Origin of the sequence: Ornithinibacillus halotolerans, from assembly GCF_014637405.1 — a bacterium.
GTDB lineage: Bacteria > Bacillota > Bacilli > Bacillales > Amphibacillaceae > Ornithinibacillus > Ornithinibacillus halotolerans.
Window position 1 is genome coordinate 48197 of record NZ_BMEY01000021.1, and the last position, 22212, is coordinate 70408.

The 22212-nt window shown below is 32.3% G+C and carries 22 protein-coding genes; 11 read left to right on the forward strand and 11 right to left on the reverse strand.

Annotated elements, in window-relative coordinates; translation table 11 throughout:
* Nucleotides 1-102 precede the first annotated feature (102 nt).
* Together IEV35_RS16610 and IEV35_RS16615 are read left to right on the forward strand one after the other, a co-directional pair.
* Nucleotides 103-1467, forward strand: a complete 1365-nt coding sequence (locus tag IEV35_RS16610) for a TrkH family potassium uptake protein (protein WP_188385788.1) — start codon at nucleotides 103-105, stop codon at nucleotides 1465-1467.
* Nucleotides 1468-1495: 28 nt separating this feature from the next.
* Nucleotides 1496-3436 carry a GGDEF and EAL domain-containing protein gene (locus tag IEV35_RS16615; protein WP_188385789.1) on the forward strand — a complete coding sequence of 647 codons (1941 nt, stop codon included), beginning with the start codon at nucleotides 1496-1498 and terminating at the stop codon, nucleotides 3434-3436.
* Nucleotides 3437-3501: 65 nt separating this feature from the next.
* On the opposite strand, the gene IEV35_RS16620 is transcribed toward IEV35_RS16615, so the two are convergent.
* The 3 genes from IEV35_RS16620 to lepB form a co-directional block, all read right to left on the reverse strand.
* Complete coding sequence (locus IEV35_RS16620; protein WP_188385790.1) at nucleotides 3502-4644, reverse strand: S1C family serine protease; 1143 nt, start codon at nucleotides 4642-4644, stop codon at nucleotides 3502-3504.
* 21 nt (nucleotides 4645-4665) lie between these two features.
* A complete protein-coding gene (locus tag IEV35_RS16625) occupies nucleotides 4666-5826 on the reverse strand; it encodes a zinc ribbon domain-containing protein (protein ID WP_188385791.1) in 1161 nt (386 codons plus the stop codon).
* 303 nt (nucleotides 5827-6129) lie between these two features.
* Nucleotides 6130-6654: a signal peptidase I gene (lepB, locus tag IEV35_RS16630; RefSeq protein ID WP_229740785.1), complete on the reverse strand. Its 525-nt coding sequence runs from the start codon at nucleotides 6652-6654 to the stop codon at nucleotides 6130-6132.
* A gap of 168 nt (nucleotides 6655-6822) precedes the next feature.
* Between lepB and IEV35_RS16635 the strand changes: the two genes are divergently transcribed.
* Entirely contained in the window at nucleotides 6823-6978 is a 156-nt protein-coding gene (locus tag IEV35_RS16635; protein WP_188385793.1) for an aspartyl-phosphate phosphatase Spo0E family protein, read from the forward strand.
* Nucleotides 6979-7312: 334 nt separating this feature from the next.
* Here the strand turns inward: IEV35_RS16635 and IEV35_RS16640 are convergent, their stop codons facing one another.
* Nucleotides 7313-8218, reverse strand: a complete 906-nt coding sequence (locus IEV35_RS16640; protein WP_188385794.1) for a DMT family transporter — start codon at nucleotides 8216-8218, stop codon at nucleotides 7313-7315.
* Nucleotides 8219-8350: 132 nt separating this feature from the next.
* Between IEV35_RS16640 and IEV35_RS16645 the strand changes: the two genes are divergently transcribed.
* Nucleotides 8351-8710, forward strand: a complete 360-nt coding sequence (locus tag IEV35_RS16645) for a hypothetical protein (protein ID WP_188385795.1) — start codon at nucleotides 8351-8353, stop codon at nucleotides 8708-8710.
* A 53-nt stretch (nucleotides 8711-8763) separates the two neighbouring features.
* Here the strand turns inward: IEV35_RS16645 and IEV35_RS16650 are convergent, their stop codons facing one another.
* From IEV35_RS16650 to IEV35_RS16665, 4 genes are all read right to left on the reverse strand, one after another.
* The gene (locus IEV35_RS16650) at nucleotides 8764-9240 is read right to left on the reverse strand and encodes a YkyB family protein (RefSeq protein ID WP_444543941.1); all 477 of its coding nucleotides are present in this window, start codon (nucleotides 9238-9240) and stop codon (nucleotides 8764-8766) included.
* A 126-nt stretch (nucleotides 9241-9366) separates the two neighbouring features.
* A complete protein-coding gene (locus tag IEV35_RS16655) occupies nucleotides 9367-9945 on the reverse strand; it encodes an SCO family protein (protein WP_188385797.1) in 579 nt (192 codons plus the stop codon).
* Between the two features lie 247 nt (nucleotides 9946-10192).
* On the reverse strand, nucleotides 10193-10417 hold the full coding sequence (locus IEV35_RS16660) for a penicillin-binding protein (RefSeq protein WP_188385798.1): 225 nt from the start codon (nucleotides 10415-10417) through the stop codon (nucleotides 10193-10195).
* Between the two features lie 67 nt (nucleotides 10418-10484).
* Complete coding sequence (locus IEV35_RS16665; RefSeq protein ID WP_188385799.1) at nucleotides 10485-11336, reverse strand: metallophosphoesterase; 852 nt, start codon at nucleotides 11334-11336, stop codon at nucleotides 10485-10487.
* A 128-nt stretch (nucleotides 11337-11464) separates the two neighbouring features.
* Between IEV35_RS16665 and fadH the strand changes: the two genes are divergently transcribed.
* The 6 genes from fadH to IEV35_RS16695 all read left to right on the forward strand — a co-directional run bounded on the left by fadH (nucleotide 11465) and on the right by IEV35_RS16695 (nucleotide 18074).
* A complete protein-coding gene (fadH, locus tag IEV35_RS16670) occupies nucleotides 11465-12244 on the forward strand; it encodes a 2,4-dienoyl-CoA reductase (RefSeq protein WP_188385800.1) in 780 nt (259 codons plus the stop codon).
* A 338-nt stretch (nucleotides 12245-12582) separates the two neighbouring features.
* Complete coding sequence (gene cbpB, locus IEV35_RS16675; RefSeq protein ID WP_188385801.1) at nucleotides 12583-13038, forward strand: cyclic-di-AMP-binding protein CbpB; 456 nt, start codon at nucleotides 12583-12585, stop codon at nucleotides 13036-13038.
* Between the two features lie 174 nt (nucleotides 13039-13212).
* Entirely contained in the window at nucleotides 13213-13455 is a 243-nt protein-coding gene (locus IEV35_RS16680; RefSeq protein ID WP_188385802.1) for a YkuS family protein, read from the forward strand.
* A 221-nt stretch (nucleotides 13456-13676) separates the two neighbouring features.
* The gene (locus IEV35_RS16685; RefSeq protein WP_188385803.1) at nucleotides 13677-15425 is read left to right on the forward strand and encodes an ABC transporter ATP-binding protein; all 1749 of its coding nucleotides are present in this window, start codon (nucleotides 13677-13679) and stop codon (nucleotides 15423-15425) included.
* 12 nt (nucleotides 15426-15437) lie between these two features.
* Nucleotides 15438-17279, forward strand: a complete 1842-nt coding sequence (locus IEV35_RS16690; RefSeq protein ID WP_229740786.1) for an ABC transporter ATP-binding protein — start codon at nucleotides 15438-15440, stop codon at nucleotides 17277-17279.
* A 129-nt stretch (nucleotides 17280-17408) separates the two neighbouring features.
* Nucleotides 17409-18074 carry a potassium channel family protein gene (locus IEV35_RS16695; RefSeq protein WP_188385804.1) on the forward strand — a complete coding sequence of 222 codons (666 nt, stop codon included), beginning with the start codon at nucleotides 17409-17411 and terminating at the stop codon, nucleotides 18072-18074.
* A 60-nt stretch (nucleotides 18075-18134) separates the two neighbouring features.
* Here the strand turns inward: IEV35_RS16695 and rnjA are convergent, their stop codons facing one another.
* From rnjA to def, 3 genes are all read right to left on the reverse strand, one after another.
* A complete protein-coding gene (gene rnjA, locus IEV35_RS16700) occupies nucleotides 18135-19802 on the reverse strand; it encodes a ribonuclease J1 (protein ID WP_188385805.1) in 1668 nt (555 codons plus the stop codon).
* A 3-nt stretch (nucleotides 19803-19805) separates the two neighbouring features.
* Nucleotides 19806-20015, reverse strand: a complete 210-nt coding sequence (locus IEV35_RS16705) for a DNA-dependent RNA polymerase subunit epsilon (protein ID WP_188385806.1) — start codon at nucleotides 20013-20015, stop codon at nucleotides 19806-19808.
* 607 nt (nucleotides 20016-20622) lie between these two features.
* A complete protein-coding gene (def, locus tag IEV35_RS16710) occupies nucleotides 20623-21174 on the reverse strand; it encodes a peptide deformylase (protein WP_188385807.1) in 552 nt (183 codons plus the stop codon).
* 207 nt (nucleotides 21175-21381) lie between these two features.
* Here def and IEV35_RS16715 point away from each other — a divergent pair, with 207 nt between their 5' ends.
* Entirely contained in the window at nucleotides 21382-22041 is a 660-nt protein-coding gene (locus tag IEV35_RS16715; RefSeq protein ID WP_188385808.1) for a YkyA family protein, read from the forward strand.
* The last annotated feature ends 171 nt before the right edge of the window (nucleotides 22042-22212 follow it).

Here is a 22212-nt window from a genome sequence, read left to right on the forward strand (position 1 = left end):
GGGATTATGAAAAGTTGTCGAAAAAAGAGGAAAAGGAATGGAGTCGTGCTATAATAATTAAGAATGATTACCATAATTAGGTAGTCTAAGGAGTTTTTGACTATGACGATAAGAAAGTCTATATTACGGTGGATTAATTCGTTATCCCCAGTTCGAATTATTTTATTTTTTTATTTTATAGCTGCGGTAATTTCAACTATCTTATTATGCATACCAGCTGCATATCAAGAAGGGGTTAGTATACCGTTAGTTGACGTCGTGTTCACTGCTGTGAGTGCGTTAAGTGTAACAGGATTAAGTACTATTACTATATCTGAAACATTAAGTCCGATCGGAATTATTATCTTGGCATTTATTTTACAACTTGGTGCAGTTGGGGTAATGGCAATTGGTACCTTTATTTGGTTACTTATTGGAAAGAAAATAGGGCTTAAAGAACGTCAATTAATAATGACTGATCAAAACCAAACAAATTTTGAAGGTATGGTTCGTTTAATTAAGCAAATATTTATCGTATTGTTGACCGTAGAAATAATTTCTATATTAATTCTTGGAACATATTTTCTTAAGTACTTTGATACTCCGAAAGAAGCATTCTTTCATGGATTCTTTAGTACGATAAGTGCGGTTACAAATGGTGGCTTTGATATTACTGGAGAGTCGCTAATTCCATATAAGCATGACTATTTTATCCAATTTGTAAATATGCTCCTAATCATTTTCGGTGCAATTGGTTTTCCAGTCTTAATTGAAGTGAAAAATTATTTATTTTCAAAAAAGAATAAGCGGATGTTTATGCACTTTAGCTTGTTTACTAAAGTTACATCGTTTACATTTTTTGTATTAATTGTTGTAGGTGCTATAGGAATTTATTTATTAGATATGATGCATTTTTTTGTAGAGAAAAGTTGGCATGAACGTATATTTTATTCTTTATTTCATTCTGTAACTACAAGAAGTGGAGGATTATCAACGATGGATGTTAGCCAACTAACAGAGCCAAACCATCTATGGTTATCGTTTTTAATGTTTATTGGTGCTTCTCCTAGTAGCGCAGGTGGTGGAATTAGAACGACAACATTTGCTCTAGTTGTTATTTTTATTATTACATATGCTCGTGGTGGAAATAGTATCCGAATATTTAGAAGGGAAGTACATGAGGAAGATTTGATGAAGGCTGTGACAGTTACGTTAATGGCATTGCTAATGGTCTTCATCTCTATTTTGTTTATTACTACTTACGAGCCTTTTTCGATAACAGAGATATTATTTGAAGTTACTTCTGCTTTTGGAACTGTTGGATTATCTTTAGGAATTACACCAGAACTATCAACAACTACGAAGATAATTCTAATGTTTTTAATGTTTATTGGAAGAGTTGGAATTATTACGTTCCTATTTATGTTTAAAAAAACAAAGAGATCCGGGGATTATCGTTATCCAAAAGAACGAATTAGTATTGGATAAAGCAGATATCTAAGTGAGGAGAAACATTATGAATAGTGATCCTATTATAACCTTACCGTTAAGTAGTCAACTGATGGATTTTATTAATGAACCTGTGTTGTTTGTTCGTAATGATGGGTTAATTATTCAAGGGAGTGAAGAGGCGTTCCAATTATTACAAACATCAATAGGTAATTCCATCGTTCATTTGCTTGATCTTAATTTAATAAAAGAAGCTGAACTGGCCCATCAACTAATGGAAGTGAAACAAAAACAAGGTTACCTTTTGGAAGTTAAATCTTTAAAAATTAATGATAATTTATATTGTCTGCATTTTAGTGAACTTACTATTCAAAATAAAGCAGAAAAAATACGGCGTTCCATTCACAAGTTTTCAAATGGTTTGTCAGAAGGTATTGTTTTGTTTGAAAAAACTAAAATCATTGACTGTGATGATACGTTTAGTACAATGTTTGGCTACACGAGAGATGAAGTAAAGGATCTCGTATTTGAGCGGCTGTTTGATTCTAAAAGTATAAAAAAAATAATGGAACAAGATACATTCTCTGGTGTATTAGAATTAAAAGGTATTAGAAAAGATGGATCATTATTTTTTATAGAGATGGTTGTGTATCCTTACTATAAAAGTGGTAAAGTTATACGAGCTGCAAGTATAAAGGATATTTCTGCACGTATAGAAAATGAAAATAAGATTGAATATATGGCTTATTATGATGAATTAACTGATTTACCAAACCGTAATTTCTTTAGTAAAGTCCTAAGTAATGCAATTGAACAAGCAGATGAGTCAAATGAAAAACTTGCAGTATTTTTCCTCGATATAGATTATTTTAAAGAGATAAACGATACGATGGGATACGCATTTGGAGATAAGTTATTAAAGGCCTGTGCTGATCGATTAAAATCATTCCAACAAATGGATACGTTTATTGCAAGAATGAGCGGAGATGAATTTTTAATACTTCAGCGTCAAACTACAAAAGAAGAGGCTATTACATTAGCAGAAAATCTTATTTCTGAATTCGAAAAACCATTTAGTATAAAAGATTATGAAATATATACGACGATTAGTATTGGGATAAGTATGTATCCGGAAAACGGCAAAAGTGCTTCTGATTTAATTAAACATGCAGATTCTGCAATGTATGTAATTAAAGGGAAACATCGAAATTACTATAATTTGTTTGAATCATCCATTTCTGAGAACTTTAAGATTATGTTGACGATGGAAGCTGAATTGAGAAAGGCATTAAGAGAAAATCATTTTGAATTACATTATCAACCACAAAAAGATTTAGCAAATGGTAGAGTGGTAGGTTTAGAAGCATTACTAAGGTGGAAGCATCCAGAAAAAGGATATATAAGTCCTGCTGAATTCATTCCACTAGCTGAAAAGACAGGACTAATTATTGAAATAGGTGATTGGGTATTATTAGAAGCTTGTAGGCAAAACAAGGAATGGCAGGAGAGGGGGCTAAAGCCTCTAACCGTAAGTGTCAATTTATCAGCTAGGCAATTTTACCAACCAAATTTAGTAGAGAAAATTAAGAATGTTTTACAGAAAACTGGGTTGCAAGCACGTTTCTTAGAATTAGAAATTACAGAAAGTATGGCAATGTCCAATGAAGAAGAAATATTAAAAACGTTATATGAATTAAGGAGTCTAGGAGTGTTAGTTTCCATTGATGATTTTGGTACAGGGTATTCATCGTTTAAATATTTGAGTGTATTTCCAGTCACCAAATTAAAAATAGATAAAATGTTTTTAGATGATATGCAAAAAGAAAATAGAGCAATTGTTAAGTCAATTATTCACATGTCACATTCACTTAATCTAAAAGTAATTGCAGAAGGTGTAGAAACAGATGAGCAATTAGCTTTCCTAACGAGGGAACAATGTGATGAAATGCAAGGATTTTTATTTAGCAAACCATTACCAGCTGATAGACTATTAAAGTTTTTAGTGTAAAATGATTGTATTAATAAATGATATAGAAGGGACTTACCATATATTGTAGGTAAGTCCCTTCTTCATTAATCCTCTAAATATTCTATACCAATAATCTTAAGCTGGTCATTCTCATAGCCAACTAGAAATTCATATTGGATTTTTTCTTCGATATTTTCTTCCTTGTTTGGATTATTTTTCGTCAATTGTACATCGACTAAGATTGATGCATGATTATTATTTACTATAGAAGTTGAGTGATGGTCATATATAATATCAACCACTTGAATATAATTCTCTCTAAAATTGGTATAAGATACTTCAGACTGTATAGAATCACCAAATAAAGAGTATGCAGCAACATAATCTCGAATGATGATGCTATCTAAGAAATATTCCATTACATATTCTGCATCCAATGTAAATTGTTCAGAGTCAATGGAATTGAGTATGTGATCGGTATTAGTAAATGTTAATTGACTATTTTGAGCTTCCTTTGACCAAGTTTCTACTTCTTGAAGAACGTCTAGAATCGGAATACTGAAACCAATGGTTCCATCATTAGTTCCAACAGAATTTATTCCGATTACTAATCCAGTTTCTCGATTAATTAGCGGCCCACCACTATTTCCGTGGGTGATAAGAGCAGATATTTGATAAACATTGTTATAGTTATAAGTATTGACTGAAAAGTCTCTTTCGGTCCCAGAAATAATCCCTAAAGTTACTGTATTTTGAAATCCATGGGGACTTCCTAATGCAATTACTTCATCGCCAATTTCTGCAAAAGATTCTTTGTCTATTTGAAGTCCACCTTCACCTGCGAGTTGGGGAACTCGTATAACTGCTACATCTGTCTCTTCTCCAATACCGATAATTGCAGCAGGGTACACTTGTGCATTTGCTGTACGGACGTAAATAGTTTCTGCATCTTTTACAACATGTGCATTAGTAATAATATCCCCTTTATCATTATATAGGAAACCTGATCCGGTCAATGTTTCATACTCATTTTGAGTTTCAATTTGAACAACAAATTTTTCTGTTTCATGAATGATTGTTTTTAAATTTACAGCTGTATTATCTGTTTCAATTTTTTTAATTATTGGATTGCTAACAGTTATACTTTCAGATTTCCAAGCAAAATATAGATATATCATACTGACTAATCCCAAAATAATTATAACAACAGTAATAAATAACGGGATTTTTCTTTTTGTTTTTACCATGCTTTCACTCCGATATAATACTTAATAATTTGTATACCAGGTAACTCTATTGATGACAATCTCTATATCTTTTTCTACTTGATCGATATCATAATGAGTAAACTCAAAATTACCTTTTTCATTTGGATAGAGAGTATCAGGATAAACATAAATATCATTTGTTAGAAACTCAGTGTCATTCATTAACAATGAATATTCAATAAGAACAGAACTTATAGGTATAGTTGCAACGCTCTTAACTTCTCCTTTGACGACTAAATTTCCTTGCTTATCATTCTCTAGTTTGACAGAAACAACCTCAATTGCATCAGTTTCATTTAGTTCTTGTTCTTCTAAAGCAGTATCGATTGCTTGTTGAATACGTTGTTCTTGAGTTATTTCAAAGGATACTTTCTCCTTTTCAATAGTAGTTTTCAAGCTTTGAAGCTTTTCCGATTGTGGGGCATACTTTAAACCATCTTCCACAATGAGCAAAGCATCATTAAATTGTTTTTTTGATAATTGCTCACTAGCTTTTGAAAATATGAAATCAACAATTTGACTACGTATATTATTGGTAATATCATCAGCCTCATTATTTTTAATTGCATCTGCTTCCCAGAGTAATACCTTTAGTTCTTCAATAGATGGGCTTTCTGTCAATAGACTCTTTAATTGTTCAATTTTTACTTTATCTTGCTGTGATACGATTTTATCGACTAATGTTGATGTTGCTGCTCCATCAAAGTTATTCAATAAATTTTCTGCCTCTTTTATAAGGGATAGAGCTGGCTGAAAGTTATTTTGGTTTAACTCTGTATTGGATTTTTCAATTAACTCATTTATCATGACCGTTATTTTTGTAAATTCAAGACCAGTCTCTGCTTGATTGAAATTTGGTTTTTGGTTTAGTGCTGTTAGAAAATACTCTTCAGCTGCCTCATAATTACCGTCCTCTATTTGCTGTTCTCCCAAGGTATAATTCTTTAAAGCTTTACTCGTTTGGTTTTCGAGAAACTTATCAAATAAAATAACTAAAAACAGTATCAAAATGAATGTAACAAAAGGGTATATCCAATACCGATTAAATTTTTTCTTTATATGTGAACGTAAGTGTATGTCTTCTGGAAGTACTTCACCACAACTTACACAATATTTCTCTTCTACTTTAACAATTGATCCACAATAAGGACAGTGTAACAATTCACCACCTACTTCCCTAATATTCGATGAAATTCTCCAATAAATTTAACTATATCTTAACATATTTCTCTTCATTTGGGTGGGGGATATGGTATGATGATTTATGGTTAGAGGTTTTTATTAAAATGATAACTTCATACATATAATAGTTCTCAGGAGGTGTAGTTTAATGGAAACAGCACTAGGGGTTCTTTGTTTTGTCATACTTATATACTTTATTGGTAGTTTAGTTTTAGATAATGAAAAATAATCTATCCAATAAAAAAATGGTTGTCTTTTATATATAAAAAAGACAACCATTCTTTACCTAGTTTTACCTACTTCACTAAAGGGGTAGAAAATGAATTCAGACCTACCAATAATTTCATCCTCCATGATAAATCCAAGTCCGTTTCTAGAGTCCTTGCTAATGGAGCGATTATCTCCCATTACAAAATACCTTCCCTTTGGTATCGATATAGGACCAAAGTTTCCAGTGTGATTTTTAGCATCTTCAGTCAAAAAGTTTTGATCATATAGTGAGTTGTTAATGTACAATTGATGATTTTTTATTTCAATTGTTTCTCCAGGAAGACCAATTACTCGTTTGACAAAGTTTTTTTCAGGTCGGTGAATAATGACAATGTCTCCTCTTTCTGGTTTATCAATTAAATATACAATCTTATTAAAGATTACACGTTCTCCATCTTGAAGAGTAGGGTCCATACTGTCACCTTCAACTATCGATGTCGCGAATATAAAAGTTCGTAATAGATATGCTAGAATGATGGCGATAACAATTGCTTTTCCCCATTCTACCCATTCATTTTTTTCTTTTGCTTTAGTCAAAGAAGACATTCCTTTCTTCGAGTAAGTTCATAAGGTAATTATATTATATCAATAATAGGAATTGATAAGGTGAAATTTTAATAATAATATTAGTAGAATATTTGTCAAAAAACTTTAATTTATGCTAAATTAATAGAAATATAAAAAAGGGGGTAACCTTATACATTTATGAATGATACTGACAAGCTCCTTAAAGAGATAGAATACTTACGTAAAAAAATGAGTTCTATTGCATTGTCTGAAGGGATAACTAGTCCAGAATCTATATTATTGAGTCAGGAATTAGATCGATTATTAAATATATATGAGAATCAAAAAAGATAAATAAAATCACATAGTAATAGGCTATTTAGATAAGTTTCAATAGTAATAGTAGAGTGGGACATAACAAATCCTCTAGCCGTATTCAAATTAGGTTATTTCTTTATTGTTAAAGTCGGTAAAATGCTATTGAATGAATATGTCCCAGTCACTATTACATTTTTTAAACTTAAACTTTTTCTCATCTCAATTTAATAATTTGTTTGATATTCTTCAGTTTAGCCCAAATGATAACTAGGTTAAACTTAAGATTTAATTAATGATGGAAATACTAATTTATTATAAGCATAAATTTGATATTCATTAAATCAGTTGTTATAAATATTCCATAGGATATTTAATCATTCACAGCCATTTTTCTTGGAATACTTTCTTTCTTTTTATACTGCATTAATATAACTGCACTAATAATTAATGCCATTCCTATCATTTGTATTATCGTAAATGCTTCATGAAAAACAAAAATACCAATTATTGTTGCTACAACAGGCTCGATAGTGGACAATATGGAAGCTTTGGAGGCTTCTGTATGTTTTAATCCATATGTATAAACAATATATGCGATAGCAGTAGGAAACAGCCCTAATCCTACTGCATAAAATAATACTTCAATATTGAAGAGTAAAGATAATTTTTCCGAATATGGAAAGAAAGGTAATAAAGTCACAGTAGCTACAATAAAAGTAAAAGCAGTGATACTCATACTGTTATATTTTCGTAATGCATATTTACTAAAGATACTATATAAAGCATAGCCGAGTCCAGAACCTAATCCAAAAATAATACTCACGGTTGGTATATTGTTTAGATCTAATGGAATTATGCCAACAACTAAACAAGAGCCAATAAGTGTTCCGCCTAGTGCAATTACTTTTATCTTAGTGAACGATTCTTTAAACAAGAAGTACGATAATATGGATACGAATGCAGGTGCAGTATATAATAACGCGGTTGCGATTGGAATGGTCGATAATTCTATTGTAGTAAACATACAAAAATTAAAAAAAATGATACTTAGAATTCCAGTTCCTATGAAATACCTCACATCGATAAATCGTATTAATTTTAAAGTTTTAGGTGAAGTAAATAATAGATAAGTTATCATAATAATAGAAGTAAAGGTAACTCGGAGTGTTACTACCTCCATTGGTGTAAATCCGTAATAATATAAATTTTTAACAAACCAACCGATTGTCCCCCATAGTGCTGCTCCAAGCATTATCAATAGAAATGAACGGTTCATTTCAAAACCCCCCTCTAATTACCTTTATTAATTATAGCAAATATAACGAAAAATAAGTTAAATTTATATTTAAAGTATAGGTTGTCGTTTTACTGTTTAAGATGGATAATATATGTCATTAAAGGGGCGGTTTTGAAGGCGATGATCTATTTTATTGAAAATATAAGACTCTTACAATTGGAGTCTATTGGAATATCAAAAGAGGCTTTATTTATTATAATAATCTTTATTGGGATAGTTGGTAGTTATTGTTTGTTACGACCAGTGACTTCTATATTACTGTCAATACAATCTGAAAGATTAATCAGTTACTTATTAAGTGGATTAGTTTTTATTGTTTTATTTTTTTTATTCGTTATGATTTTTGGGGAAATTCAGTACCTTACGTATCAACTGCTAAAAGTTGCATTACAAGGATTAGCCTTGTTTGGTCTATTGTTATGTGTAATTCAATTGATTGAATATGTAATTAGAATGATAAAAAAAGCATAAAAAATTGCACCCTTGTATAAGAATTTGTCCAACAATTGGGTGCAACTTTTTAGTTAGCGATAAGTTTTACGGGGGGGCCAATCCATTTTACCAAGTGAAGAAGGGGTGTAATAGGAAGAGTTGAATTGTCTCTTTCTTGGCTTCTTATGATCTGGTTTATAATCTATATATTGATAAATAATTTTCTTTGCGAGTGATAAAGACATTTTCGTTTGGGGATTTCGATAATTTTGATCGAGTGCTCCTAAATGTTTAAGTTCCTGGAAGTCTTCTTTTGATGGAGGAATATGAAAGTAATAATTATCCACCTGAACTAACAGGGTAGAATGTTGATTGCTTAACTTTGGATGCTCAGAGAAATGTAAACCGATTTTTTTTGCCCGTTTTTCAAGTAATAAACGCTTTATCGTTTCTTTTTTTATATAGTATAGATGCTGTGGTTCTGGTGCAGTTTTTGCATGACGATTCACTGTATATAGTGCTTTTGCTATTTCCTGCAGTGACAGGGTGTCTGTGTTTGTCATTTTCATTCCTCCTTTCTTACAAAGTATCTTTAAATTCATAGTATCTTAAAGCTTGCACACTTTCAATAAAAAATTAGAAAGTAAATTACATCCCCTTAGTTGGTGTAAAAAAAGAGTCTATAATAGACTCCTTTATAGCATAGGTTTAATAAATTGCACTAATTCATTAATTTGTTCATCTGTCATTGTATAGCCATTAAAATATTTAATTGCATTCCCTTCAGGACTAACAATCATTAAATGTGTACCATGCATAAAAGTATCATCGAATTTTTCTACAGGTACTTTAAACGATTTAACTGCAAATTCTTTTATAGTATCAAAGTCGTATCCCGTTAGAAATGTCCAATTGCCTTCTTCAAAATCAATTCCTCGAACTTCTCCATACTCTTTTAATACTTCAGGTGTGTCATTGTCTGGATCAATACTAAAAGAAACAAATTCAACGTCTTTAATACCTTCTTCATGTAATGCACGCTCAATTTTTTGTTTTGAGTAAGTCATTTGCGGACATTCTGTTTCACATGTTGTATAAATGAAATCAGCTATCCAAAATTTCCCTTCAAAGTCACTTTTACTTACCTGTTCACCATCTTGATTGGTGTAAGTAAAATCTTGTATTTCATAGGAGAAATCACCTTCATATTTCCCTCCGCATGCGGCAAGAAGCACGATACTAAATAATATTACAGGATAAAGAATCTTTTTCATTTTGTTATTTCCTCCACTATGTACATTCTTTCTCTATTCTAGCATTTATCCACAGTTAAAACTATGAATAAACTGTTACAACTAAAAAAGAGCCTAGACCATAACAGAAATAATAAAAGTAATTCACGAACGATTACCAAATTAGCCCCGAAAAATAAAAGAGAAGTATTTTCCGGGGGATTAAATATAAAGGGTAATTGTTCGGGATTACTTTTACAAGAAAAAGTTATGACCTAGCCTCTCGTAATTAAAAGTAATTTGTTCCATAGCCATAATTATATCCATAATTGTATGGTACAGGCACTGGGTATGGATAAGGGTATGGTGTAGGATAGCCATAGTATGGGTTGAATGCTTGATATAGTAATGGTCCTACAACTAAACCTGTTAAAAATGGCACAATTGGTAATATGCGTTCATCTACTTCATTATCACGTAAATAACCGTAATTTGGTACTTGATAGTAATTCAAATGAACTCTCCCTTTCTATATTAAACTAATATATAGTATATGCCTCTATAAAAGAGAGAGAGCATGGCTAAGACCTTTTTAAAGTAAATAATGTAATTTCTGGTTTACATAGAAAGCGATATGGTAATCTAGTTGTTCCAATCCCCCGACTAACAAATAACTCTAAATTACTTTTAGAGAAAGTATACTTTCCTTCCACATACTTTTCAGCATATATAGGAGTATACAAGTGGCCAATGAATGGCAATCTCACTTGTCCACCGTGACTATGTCCAGAAAGTTGTACATCAACTGGAAACTGAAGGGTAGTATCGGCAAAATCTGGCTCATGTGCTAATAAAATAGTAAATAAGTCTGGGTTTGTATTTTTTATTGCCTCTGAAAGATTTGGTTTACCGAGAATCACATCGTCGATACCTGCAAGAATGATACGGTCTGCATTAATTTGTATAACATCGTGGTTGTTTTGAAGAAGTTTGAATTGGGCTTGATTCATTACATCATATACAATTTCTGTACCATAACCACCATGATCATGATTCCCATAAATCCAGTATTTTCCCTTGGTGGCGTTTAACGATTGGAGTAACTCTATTATTCTTGAGTTCCATTCGTAATTATTTGGATCATCTACTAAATCACCTGTGAACACAACTAAGTCAGGTGAAAGATGATTTATCTTGTTAACTAACTCTTTAAATTGATCGAGATTATAATGGAAACCAAGATGTGTATCGGAGAATTGCACTATTTTAAATCCATCAAATGATGTTGGAATTTTAGAAGAAGTAATGACTTCTTCTTTTGTAGTAAGTAAACTTGGTTCAATATTTCTTGCATAATAATATGTACCTCCACTTACTCCTAAAAGTATGAACGTACTCCCGATTAATTTCTTTAGAAACGAACGTCTATTCATATATTCACCTTCGTGATTTTATACTGATTAGAAATTATAGCATAAATTATTTCTTATGTCTTTTTTAAGTTAGTAAATGATTTTTGACTTTTTGAATAAATATAAATATTATGATGGTATAACATTATATGGGGGAGAAAAAAGTGAGTGAAACTGTAATTGTAACAGGTAGTTCAAGCGGAATGGGAAAATATATGGCTAAAAAATTTGCTGATGAAGGTTATAATGTCGTTTTGACTAGTAGAGATAAAGACAAATTGGAACGAGTACAAAAAGAGCTCCAAGTTACGGCAAAAGGAGATATATTAATTGTTCCAATGGATGTAAGGAGTCCCGAAGATGTGGAACGAATGTTGAAAGAAACCGTAACTCAATTTGGACGAGTTGATACACTAATTAATAATGCAGCAGGTAATTTTATATGTGCGGCAGAAGACTTATCAATTAATGGCTGGAATGCTGTAATTGACATTGTGCTAAATGGAACATTTTATTGTAGTAGAGAAGTAGGGAAGTATTGGATTGATAACAATATTCAAGGTTCAATTATCAATATGGTTGCTACATATGCTTGGAATGCTGGCGCTGGTGTCATTCATTCTTCTGCTGCAAAAGCTGGAGTTCTTAATATGACTAGAACTTTAGCAGTGGAGTGGGGGACGAAATATGGAATTAGGGTTAATGCCATTGCACCAGGTCCGATTGAGAGGACAGGAGGAGCTGAAAAATTATTCTTGTCAGAAGAAGCTGCAAAAAGAACATTAAATTCAGTACCACTTAAACGTTTAGGTACTCCTGAGGAAATTGCCGAGTTAGCCTTTTTCTTATCTTCGGATAAAGCAGCGTATATTAATGGGGAAGTTGTTACAATGGATGGTGGACAATGGCTAAATAAATTTCCATTTTAATGTTAGACTGATAAAAGAAAAAATCGAGGTTTGGGACTTAATGTACTTCTATCCATTAAGTTCCAAACTTTTTTTGCATTAAAATTATCATCTCCATTATTTCTTCTCCATTACTATTTTAAGAAAATCATACTTACGTCTATACTAATAAATTCTCATTTTTGTCGCTTATTCATATTATATAGTAAATGAAATAAAGATAAATCTGATGTCATACATGCTAAGATAAGCTGATATGTGTTACACTATTATTGGTGAGTACATTAATAAGAATTTAGTACATTTATGTAAGCCCCTTCATCGGTGAGATTTATAGTTTGTAAAAGGGAGTGGGTATTATGAGTTTGTTACAAGATAAGGAATTAACAGCAATTACAATAGCGGATATAATGATCCCTGCTGAGAAAGTTGCGCATGTACAAGAAAATAATCCACTAGAGCATGCTTTACTTGTGTTAGTAAAATCAGGATATTCAGCAGTACCTGTATTGGACTCAACGTATAAACTTAAAGGTACAATTGGAAAAACTAGAATACTAAATGAAATATTGGGCTTGGAACGGTTTGAGATTGATCTTTTGTCTGATTTGCGGGTACAAGATGTGATGATAACTGATATTCCTAGATTATTAAAAGAGGATACCTTAATCGATGGATTGAAAGCATCAATAGATTATCCATTCGTATGTGTAGTTGATAAAGAAGGATATTTTGATGGGATACTAACAAGAAGAGCGATATTAAAAGAATTTAGAAAAGATTTTTTCTCAGGAAGAAATAAACAACCAAAGTAATTATTGAAAAGGGGTTGACCATCATTTTGGTCAACCTTTATTTTTATGTGAATGATTTTTTATAGGGTGGCTGTAGTTAGGAATCTAGAGAAATTTTCATTAATCTTCTTATCGAATAACTTCAATTACTTGGTCAAAACTAAGGATGTATCTAATCTAAGAGGAGGAAAGAAAATGGCTAGAATTGGAGTTGAAGAATCTTTAGCAGACGTGAAAGAGGCATTGATGGAAATGGGGCATGAAGTTGTTTCGCTAAATTCAGAATCAGATACAGCTTATTGTGACTGTTGTGTCATATCTGGGTTAGATAAGGATGTTATGGGAATAGGAGATACAACAATGGCAGGACCAGTTATTAATGCAAGCGGACATAATGCTGACGAGATAGCACAAAAGGTAAATGAGAAATTAAGTTGAAAATTTAGGGGCTTCTTGTATGCGGAGAAGCCTCTTTAATTTTAAAAAAACGATTCTTACTAACTAATTTAAAGGTGGATATAGAAATGTTAAATTACCCATTTTTAAAAATAGAAATATTTTTGAAAAAATTAAGCAAAACTTATAGCAATTTATTTCGGAAACCGTTATATTAGTAATTACGTGAAATAAAGAATTTAACTTCAGGGGGAGGCGAATGTATGGATACATTTAAAAAACTTAAACAATTTTATTGGCCCTATAGAAAGTATTTCTTTGGCTCTTTGTTTTTCTTATTTTTTGTTACAGCTATTACAGTTGTGTATCCTATCATTTTACAATTAACGATTGATGAGGTTGTTGCAAAAGAACAATATAGTTTAATCCCGTATATTGCAGGCATTTTTATCTTCTTAATGCTAGTTAAAGGGGTTGCAACATTTTATCATCAATTTTTAGGAGATCGATTTGGAGTAAGTACCGTATATGCTTTACGTGATGCACTCTATAAAAAACTACAAGTATTATCGTTCAAATATTACGATAATGCTAAAACAGGAGACATTATGTCCAGATTAACAGCTGATGTAGAAGGATTTCGTTTTTTCTTGTCATTCGGATTCGCTGAGTTAATTAGAATCATCCTGTTAATCGTTATTAGCCTTAGTGTTATGTTTTATTATTCCATACCGTTAACACTTGTGACGATGGCTGCAATGCCGTTTTTAATTGTAGTTGTCATGAAGTTTGAAAAAGTTGCACATCCTGCATTTAGGGGTATTCGAAAATCATTTGGTAAATTGAATACAAGAGTCCAAGAAAATATTAGTGGAATGCAGACGGTAAAGTCGTTATCTCGTGAGGATTTTGAGATTGGTCGATTTTCTAATAGTAATGATGACTATCGTAAAAATTACATTAGTACCTCAGAGTTATGGGCAAAGTACTTTCCTTTGATGGAGTTTATCGGGAATGTTTGTGCAGTTGCACTCTTAGCTTTTGGTGGTTATTTAGTAATCGATGGCAGTCTAAAACCAGGAGAGTTATTCGCTTTCTTTAGTTTAGTTTGGTACATCATGGGACCGCTAATGAACGTAGGTTATGTTGTTAACATGTTTTCTCAAGCGAAAGCATCGGGAGAGAGATTAAGAGAAATTTTAGAGGAAAAAGAAGATATTGTAGTGAAAGAGAATGCGATTAAAGAACCGATCAAGGGTCATGTTACTTTCAACAATGTAACATTAACCTATACAAAAGATGATGATTCAGCTCTTAAGAATATTAGTTTTGATGCTCCTCCAGGGAAAACGATTGGGCTAATCGGAGGTACTGGTTCTGGAAAAACGAGCATCACACAATTAATCACTCGATTCTATGAACCGGAGAGTGGAGACGTGCTCATAGACGGGAAATCTGTTCAGGAATATGACTTAAAAACGTTAAGAAACCATATTGGGTTTGTTTTGCAGGAGTCGTTTTTATTCTCTACTACGATACGAGAGAATATTGCTTATGGAAATCCAAATGCCACAGATGAAGAAATCATTGATGCAGCAAAACGTGCACAAGCACATGATTTTATTATGGATATGCCAAAAGGTTATGACACCTTACTTGGTGAAAGAGGAATGGGACTTTCCGGTGGTCAAAAGCAGCGTATTGCGATTGCGCGTGCTATCTGTGTTGACCCTAGTATTCTAGTTTTAGACGATGCTACTTCAGCTGTTGACATGGATACTGAATTTAGAATTCAACAAGCATTGAAAGAAGTAATGAAAGGTCGTACTTCATTTATTATTGCACACAGAATATCCTCACTGAAACATGCGGATGAAATTATCGTTTTAGATGATGGAAATGTTGTAGAACGAGGTACACACGACGAACTATTAAAGCTTGATGGTGCATATAGACGAATTTATGATATTCAATATCAGGATCATGACACAATCATGAATGCTGTAAATTAAGGGGGGATAATATTGGCTAGTATTAAGGGGAATACTTCAGAAAAACGACATTTAAAACGATTTTACTATACAATCGATCAAGCAATTGAAAAGCCCTTTAACTGGAAACAAATATGGCGATTACTAGTGTATTTGAAACCTTATACAAAGACCTATCTACTAGGTGCAATTATTGCCATGGTCGTTTCAACTGCAGTTCGATTAACCATTCCAATATTAATTGGTAAGGCTGCATTTGATATCGCTATTGCTAATAAAGATACGACTCTACTTATTAATTTAGTTATTATAATCGCCGTTCTTTACTTAATAAATTATATTGCTAACTATTTACGGATTAAGTGGGTTAACCTTTTAGGCCAAAATGTCATTTATGATCTAAGACAACACTTATTTACACATGTTCAAAGTTTGTCCAATAATTTCTTTGATAAACGTTCAGCAGGTTCAATCCTAGTACGTATTATGAATGATACGAACTCATTACAAGAATTGTTCTCTAACGGGATCATCAACTTGTTAATGGATTTAATGACATTACTAGGTATTGTTACTATATTGTTTACATTAAGTCCGAAGTTAGCACTTGCTGTATTGGTAGTTATTCCATTAATGTTCTATATTACGACAGTATTAAGAAGAAAGATTCGCCGTACTTGGCAAGAAGTTCGTATTCAACAATCTCGTATGAACTCTCATCTTAATGAAAGTATCCAAGGGATTCGAATTACTCAATCATTTACTCAAGAGAAAGAAAATACGGAGTTCTTTAATGGCTTAAACACAGATACGTACTCCGCTTGGATTGATGCTACGAAAAAGAGTGCGATGTTCCGTCCATTTGTAGAAATGAGTAATGCTATTGGTACAGTAATTTTAATTGCTTATGGAGCACATTTAATTATATTAGGACCAGATGCAGGTGGAATAAAGGTTGGTACTTTCATCTCCTTTGCTTTCTTCTTAGGGATGTTCTGGGATCCTATTTCACGACTTGGTCAAATGTATAACCAATTACTCGTTGCCATGGCATCATCGGAAAGAATCTTCGAATATTTAGATGAGAAACCAAATGTCGATGAGGTTGAAAATCCATATGAATTTGACAAAATGAAAGGTCATATTGAATTTGATAAAGTTCAATTTTCATATGATAATGATCGCATTGCCTTACACGAAATATCATTGGAAATGAAGCCAGGTCAAACAATTGCTCTAGTTGGGCATACAGGTAGTGGAAAATCGACTATTGCCAACTTAATTAGTCGATTTTATGATCCGACCAAAGGGCAAGTCAAAATTGATGGCCATAATTTACGTGAGGTTTCCTTAAGTAGTTTACGAAAACATATTAGTGTTGTATTACAAGATACCTTTATTTTCTCTGGAACGATTATGGAAAATATTCGTTTTGGTCGTCCGGATGCAAGTGACGAAGAAGTTATCGAGGCTGCTAAAGTTGTTGGGGCAGATGACTTTATTTCACGCCTTGCTAAAGGATATGAAACGGAAGTTGAGGAAAGAGGTAATATACTTTCAGCAGGAGAAAGACAGTTATTATCCTTTGCGCGTGCATTGCTTGCTGACCCGAGTATTATTATTTTGGATGAAGCTACAGCAAGTATTGACACAGAAACAGAGTTGAAAATTCAAGCAGCTTTACGAAGACTTTTAAAAGGAAGAACATCTATTATAATTGCGCATAGATTATCAACTATTCGAGAAGCAGACAATATTTACGTATTGGAGAATGGTAAAATTCTGGAGAATGGTAACCATGATGAATTAATGAAACAAAAAGGGGAGTATTATGAGTTAGTACGCTCACAGTTTCAAATGTTAGATGCAATGTAATAGTTAATTGGGAAGCAATCTTATTAAGAGATTGCTTTTCCTTTTTTTATATTTAGGAGATTTCTTGCAGTTTAATTTCTCAATTGATAAAGTTATGGTATATCGTGAATCAATATTGGAGGAACTTTTATGAGAAAAGAATTTGCTGTAATTGGATTAGGGCGATTTGGAGGAAGTATTTGTCAAGAATTACATAAAGAGGGTATGGAAGTTCTTGCCATTGATCGTGATGAGGATAGAGTGAATCAATTTAAACATATTGCATCTCACGCTGTAATTGCAGATTCTACTGATGAAACGACGTTGAAGGAATTAGGAATAAAAAATATCGACCATGTAATTGTTGCGATAGGAGATAATATACAAGCAAGTATATTAACTACTGTTGTACTAGTGGAACTTGGTGTTAAAAAAATAACCGTTAAAGCTCAAAATGATTATCATGCGAAAATATTAGATAAAATTGGTGCACATCAAGTCGTTCACCCAGAAAGAGATATGGGCAGAAGAATCGCACATAGTATTATTTCTAACAATATTGTTGATTATTTGGAGCTTTCCGACGAACATAGTATTGTAGAGGTTAAAGCGGGTAAAAAAATGATTGGAAAATCGATTATTGACTTAGATATTCGTGCTAAATATGGTTGTACTGTTGTTGCTATTAAGCAAGGAAGTCATATAAATGTATCACCAACACCAAATGATATATTAACGGAAAGAGACATACTTATTGTAGTTGGAGCAGATAAGGATATTGCTAGATTTGAAAGACAGCTTGTTATAGATGATTAATAGTCTAGAAAATGGCAAAAAAAGCATGTGATTATCTCACATGCTTTTTTATATGACATATTATACTTCCATAATAATTGGTAATATCATAGGTCTGCGTTTTGTTTTTTCATATAGGAATGGTGCAATTGTATCGGTAATTTCATTTTTTATTTCAGACCATTGCGTAGTTTTTCGTTCCATCACTTTGTTTAAATGAGCGGAAACGAGTTTTTGAGCTTGATTAATCATATCTTCTGATTCTCTCATATAAACAAATCCACGAGAAATAATATCAGGACCAGCTGCAATTTTAAATTCTTTCATGTTGATACTTACGACAATGATCACGAGGCCTTCCTCGGAGAGGATACGTCGGTCTCTTAATACAATATTTCCGATATCACCAATTCCACTTCCGTCCACGTAAACTGAACCGGAAGGAATTTTACCTGCTACTTGAGCAGTATCCTTACTCAAAGCAAGAACATCACCAATATCCATTACAAAGCTATTTTCTAAATCAACGCCACACATTTCCGCAAGTTTCGTATGTTCAACTAGCATACGATACTCTCCATGAATCGGCATAAAGAATTTAGGTTTCATTAAGCGTAACATTAATTTTTGCTCTTCTTGACTACCATGACCAGAAGTATGAATATCATTTAATTTACCATGAATAACATCTGCTCCTGCACGGTATAACATATTAATCGTTTTGCTAACACTTAAAGCATTTCCAGGGATTGGTGAAGAAGAAAATACAACAGTGTCACCAGGAATGATTTGGATTTGTCTATGTGTACCATTGGCAATTCTAGATAATGCTGCCATAGGTTCTCCTTGAGAACCTGTACATAGAATAGTAACTTCATTCGCAGGTAGACGATTTATTTCACTTGCTTCAATAAATGTATCTTTTGGCGCTTGAATATATCCTAATTCTTGTCCAAGTGTAATTGCTGATTCCATACTTCTACCAAATACAGCAATTTTACGATTATATTTGACCGCAGCCTCAACCATTTGTTGAAGACGATAAATATTGGAAGCAAATGTAGCGAATATAATCCTACCAGTTACACGGCTGAAAATATCGCTGATATTAGCACCAACTACTTTTTCAGATAAGGTAAAGCCAGGTACTTCACTATTTGTACTATCAGAAAGAAGGCATAAAACACCCTCTTTTCCTATTTCTGCCATTTTTGCTAAGTTTGCTGGTTCTCCAACTGGTGTAAAATCAAATTTAAAATCTCCAGTATGAACAATATTTCCTGGAGGGGTTTTAACGACAATACCATATGAGTCCGGAATACTATGGGTAGTACGGAAAAAGCTTACTGATGTTTTACGGAATTTAATTATATCATCTTCTTGAATGGGAATTAATTTAGCGTTTCTTAATAAACCATGTTCTTCTAATTTGTTTCGGATTAAACCAATCGCAAGTTTGCCTGCATAAATAGGCACATTTATTTCACGTAATAAATATGGAATGCCACCAATGTGATCTTCATGTCCATGTGTAATAATTAGACCTTTAATTTTATCTTGGTTTTGCACAAGGTAAGTGTAATCTGGGATTACATAATCAATTCCTAGAAGTTCATCTTCAGGAAATTTAATTCCTGCATCAATAAGAATGATTTCATCTTGGAATTGCACACCGTATGTATTTTTCCCAATTTCTCCTAGTCCGCCAAGTGCAAATACAGCTGTCTGATCATTTTTTACGAATTTCATTAGTTACACAGTCTCCAATTTGAAAGCTTCAGACTGTTTTTCATATGCTAGGTGTGCTTCATCTAATAATTGGATAAATTCAATGTTCAGCTTGCGATCGCTTAATTTTTGACGTACTTCTTTTTCAGATTCTGCCTCAATATAAAGGCTTTTTGAACGTTCTCTTACGGGAACTTCATGTAAAGATTCTTGATATATTACTTTATAAATCATATTATCTCTCCTGTCTCTCTCTAAAACTTAAATTTCCATTCAACATTCAAAATAGGAAAAATCCTTCATAACTTAAAACAATAATTATAGAAGGTTTTTCCTTAATAACTAAACCAAAACAATGGTTTATTATCATAATAAATTCCGTATCACATATCCGTATCCATTAGCAAAACTTAACAAAAAGACAGGTTAAATGATTATATTAGATTTATCATTATCGGTAGATTGGCTAATGTTTATACTAGTTTCTCCTCTTCTTTATTCTTTAAAAGTTGTAGGTACACGTCCCCGACCTAAAAAATCCTTCCAACGCTTCTTGAGCTTTTCTTTTAGGCGACGCAACATAAGGACATACACTCCTTTCACAGATTAAAGAAAAGCATATAAAATTCTACCGTCCAATCCCACTTATTTATAGTATAGTATGGATTAGAAAATATTGAAATAAAAATCATCTTTTATTTTTAAAATAATTATTCTTTCGTGTTATGATGTGTTATTTAGATACCGTTGATAATATCTAGTACTATTTTTCTCATCTTATAGATTTCTATGCATGAACAAGAAAAGAGGCTGATTCATTCTCGGAATCAACCTCTTACATTCAGTCAATTGCTTTTGCATTTTCAGGTATTGCATATGGATTTTCTTTGTTAATATGATCATAAAACATAATACCGTTCAAATGGTCTATCTCATGTTGAAATACAATAGCAGCATAATCTTTTAGGCGTAATTTAATATCATTTCCATTGATGTCGGTAGCTTTTACGGTGATTCGTGCGTATCTTGGAACATATCCTTCCACGGGACGGTCGACAGATAGACAGCCTTCACCTACTGAGAGATAAGCTTTCTCGACAGAATGACTTACAATCTTTGGATTAAACAGTCCATAACTATAAATTTTTTCATTTGCATCTTCAAAATGAACCGCAATCATACGTTTATTAATACCTAATTGAGGTGCTGCAATTCCGACTCCTGGTCTCAAATTGTATTTAGCACATGTTTTTTCATCTTGGCTATTTTTTAAAAATTGTAGCATGTCTTGAAGTAACGAAACTTCATCATCAGTGGGTGGAAGAGGCACGGGTTCTGCTACTTCCCTTAATGTCGGGTGACCTTCACGTATGACATCATCCATTGTTAGCATATTGTTCACTCCTATATAATTACATTTATTATATTATACATATTTATATTCAGTTAAATAGTTTATCATATATTTTAAAAATAGGGCATAATTTTACATAAGACATGCTGTATATTTTATCATTCAAGTTGAAACTTTTATGATATACTAAGAAACAGTTCAATATAGACTAGTCATCAGGAGATAAGTAAGAGGGGGAATTTTGTAGTGAAGAAAATTAAAATATCATCACTGTTAATAATTGCATTTTTGTTAGTAGGTTGTGGTAATAGCCCAGAAACACAAATATACAACCATTTAGAAGAAGCGGTAAATCTGGAAGTTGGATTTGAAGATCAACAAGATCAAATAACAATACTAGAACAAGAAGAACAAGAGCTTTACAAGCAAATTATTGAGCTTGGTATTGATGAATTAGATAAAATTAAAGAACTCTCTGGAAGCGCAATTGCTTCGATTGATAAACGTTCAGAAAAAATTCTACTTGAGAAAGAAAGCTTAGAAGCTTCTCGTGAAGAGTTTCAGAAATCAAAAGAACTAATTGAAGAAATTGAAGATGAAACTGTTAAAGAAAAGGCATTATCTATGTATGAAACAATGATAAACCGATTTGAAGCATATGACGTATTACATCAAGCATATAATGAATCTTTATCACTAGAAAAAGAATTATATGAAATGTTACAACAAGAAGAATTAGAACAAGAAGAATTACAAGAACATATTGAAATAGTTAACTTGAAATATCAAGAAGTTATTCAAGCTAATGAAGAATTTAATAATTATACTTCAGAATATAATGACTTGAAGAAGAGTTTCTATGAATTAGCAGAAATAAATGTAAAGTATGCAGAGAACTCAAAATAACTAAATATATGTAGATGAAAATACTCATTTTTGAATGAGTATTTTTTTATTATGTCATTTGAAAACCCCTGGCTATGCCGGGGGTTCCGGAGAGCTTATAGCGTGGTATTAAAATTAAAAAAGGCCTCTCTTCGTGATAAGATATAGTTGGTTTCCCGACCACTACATCAA

What these genes read in the sequence shown, in the direction of transcription:
- IEV35_RS16610 (WP_188385788.1), top strand. Translation starts at nt 103, where the DNA reads ATGACGATAAGAAAGTCTATATTACGGTGGATTAATTCGTTATCCCCA.
- IEV35_RS16615 (WP_188385789.1), top strand. Translation starts at nt 1,496, where the DNA reads ATGAATAGTGATCCTATTATAACCTTACCGTTAAGTAGTCAACTGATG.
- IEV35_RS16620 (WP_188385790.1), bottom strand. Translation starts at nt 4,644, where the DNA reads ATGGTAAAAACAAAAAGAAAAATCCCGTTATTTATTACTGTTGTTATA.
- IEV35_RS16635 (WP_188385793.1), top strand. Translation starts at nt 6,823, where the DNA reads ATGAATGATACTGACAAGCTCCTTAAAGAGATAGAATACTTACGTAAA.
- IEV35_RS16640 (WP_188385794.1), bottom strand. Translation starts at nt 8,218, where the DNA reads ATGAACCGTTCATTTCTATTGATAATGCTTGGAGCAGCACTATGGGGG.
- IEV35_RS16650 (WP_444543941.1), bottom strand. Translation starts at nt 9,240, where the DNA reads ATGAAAATGACAAACACAGACACCCTGTCACTGCAGGAAATAGCAAAA.
- IEV35_RS16655 (WP_188385797.1), bottom strand. Translation starts at nt 9,945, where the DNA reads ATGAAAAAGATTCTTTATCCTGTAATATTATTTAGTATCGTGCTTCTT.
- IEV35_RS16665 (WP_188385799.1), bottom strand. Translation starts at nt 11,336, where the DNA reads ATGAATAGACGTTCGTTTCTAAAGAAATTAATCGGGAGTACGTTCATA.
- fadH (WP_188385800.1), top strand. Translation starts at nt 11,465, where the DNA reads ATGGGGGAGAAAAAAGTGAGTGAAACTGTAATTGTAACAGGTAGTTCA.
- cbpB (WP_188385801.1), top strand. Translation starts at nt 12,583, where the DNA reads ATGAGTTTGTTACAAGATAAGGAATTAACAGCAATTACAATAGCGGAT.
- IEV35_RS16680 (WP_188385802.1), top strand. Translation starts at nt 13,213, where the DNA reads ATGGCTAGAATTGGAGTTGAAGAATCTTTAGCAGACGTGAAAGAGGCA.
- IEV35_RS16685 (WP_188385803.1), top strand. Translation starts at nt 13,677, where the DNA reads ATGGATACATTTAAAAAACTTAAACAATTTTATTGGCCCTATAGAAAG.
- IEV35_RS16695 (WP_188385804.1), top strand. Translation starts at nt 17,409, where the DNA reads ATGAGAAAAGAATTTGCTGTAATTGGATTAGGGCGATTTGGAGGAAGT.
- rnjA (WP_188385805.1), bottom strand. Translation starts at nt 19,802, where the DNA reads ATGAAATTCGTAAAAAATGATCAGACAGCTGTATTTGCACTTGGCGGA.
- IEV35_RS16705 (WP_188385806.1), bottom strand. Translation starts at nt 20,015, where the DNA reads ATGATTTATAAAGTAATATATCAAGAATCTTTACATGAAGTTCCCGTA.
- def (WP_188385807.1), bottom strand. Translation starts at nt 21,174, where the DNA reads ATGCTAACAATGGATGATGTCATACGTGAAGGTCACCCGACATTAAGG.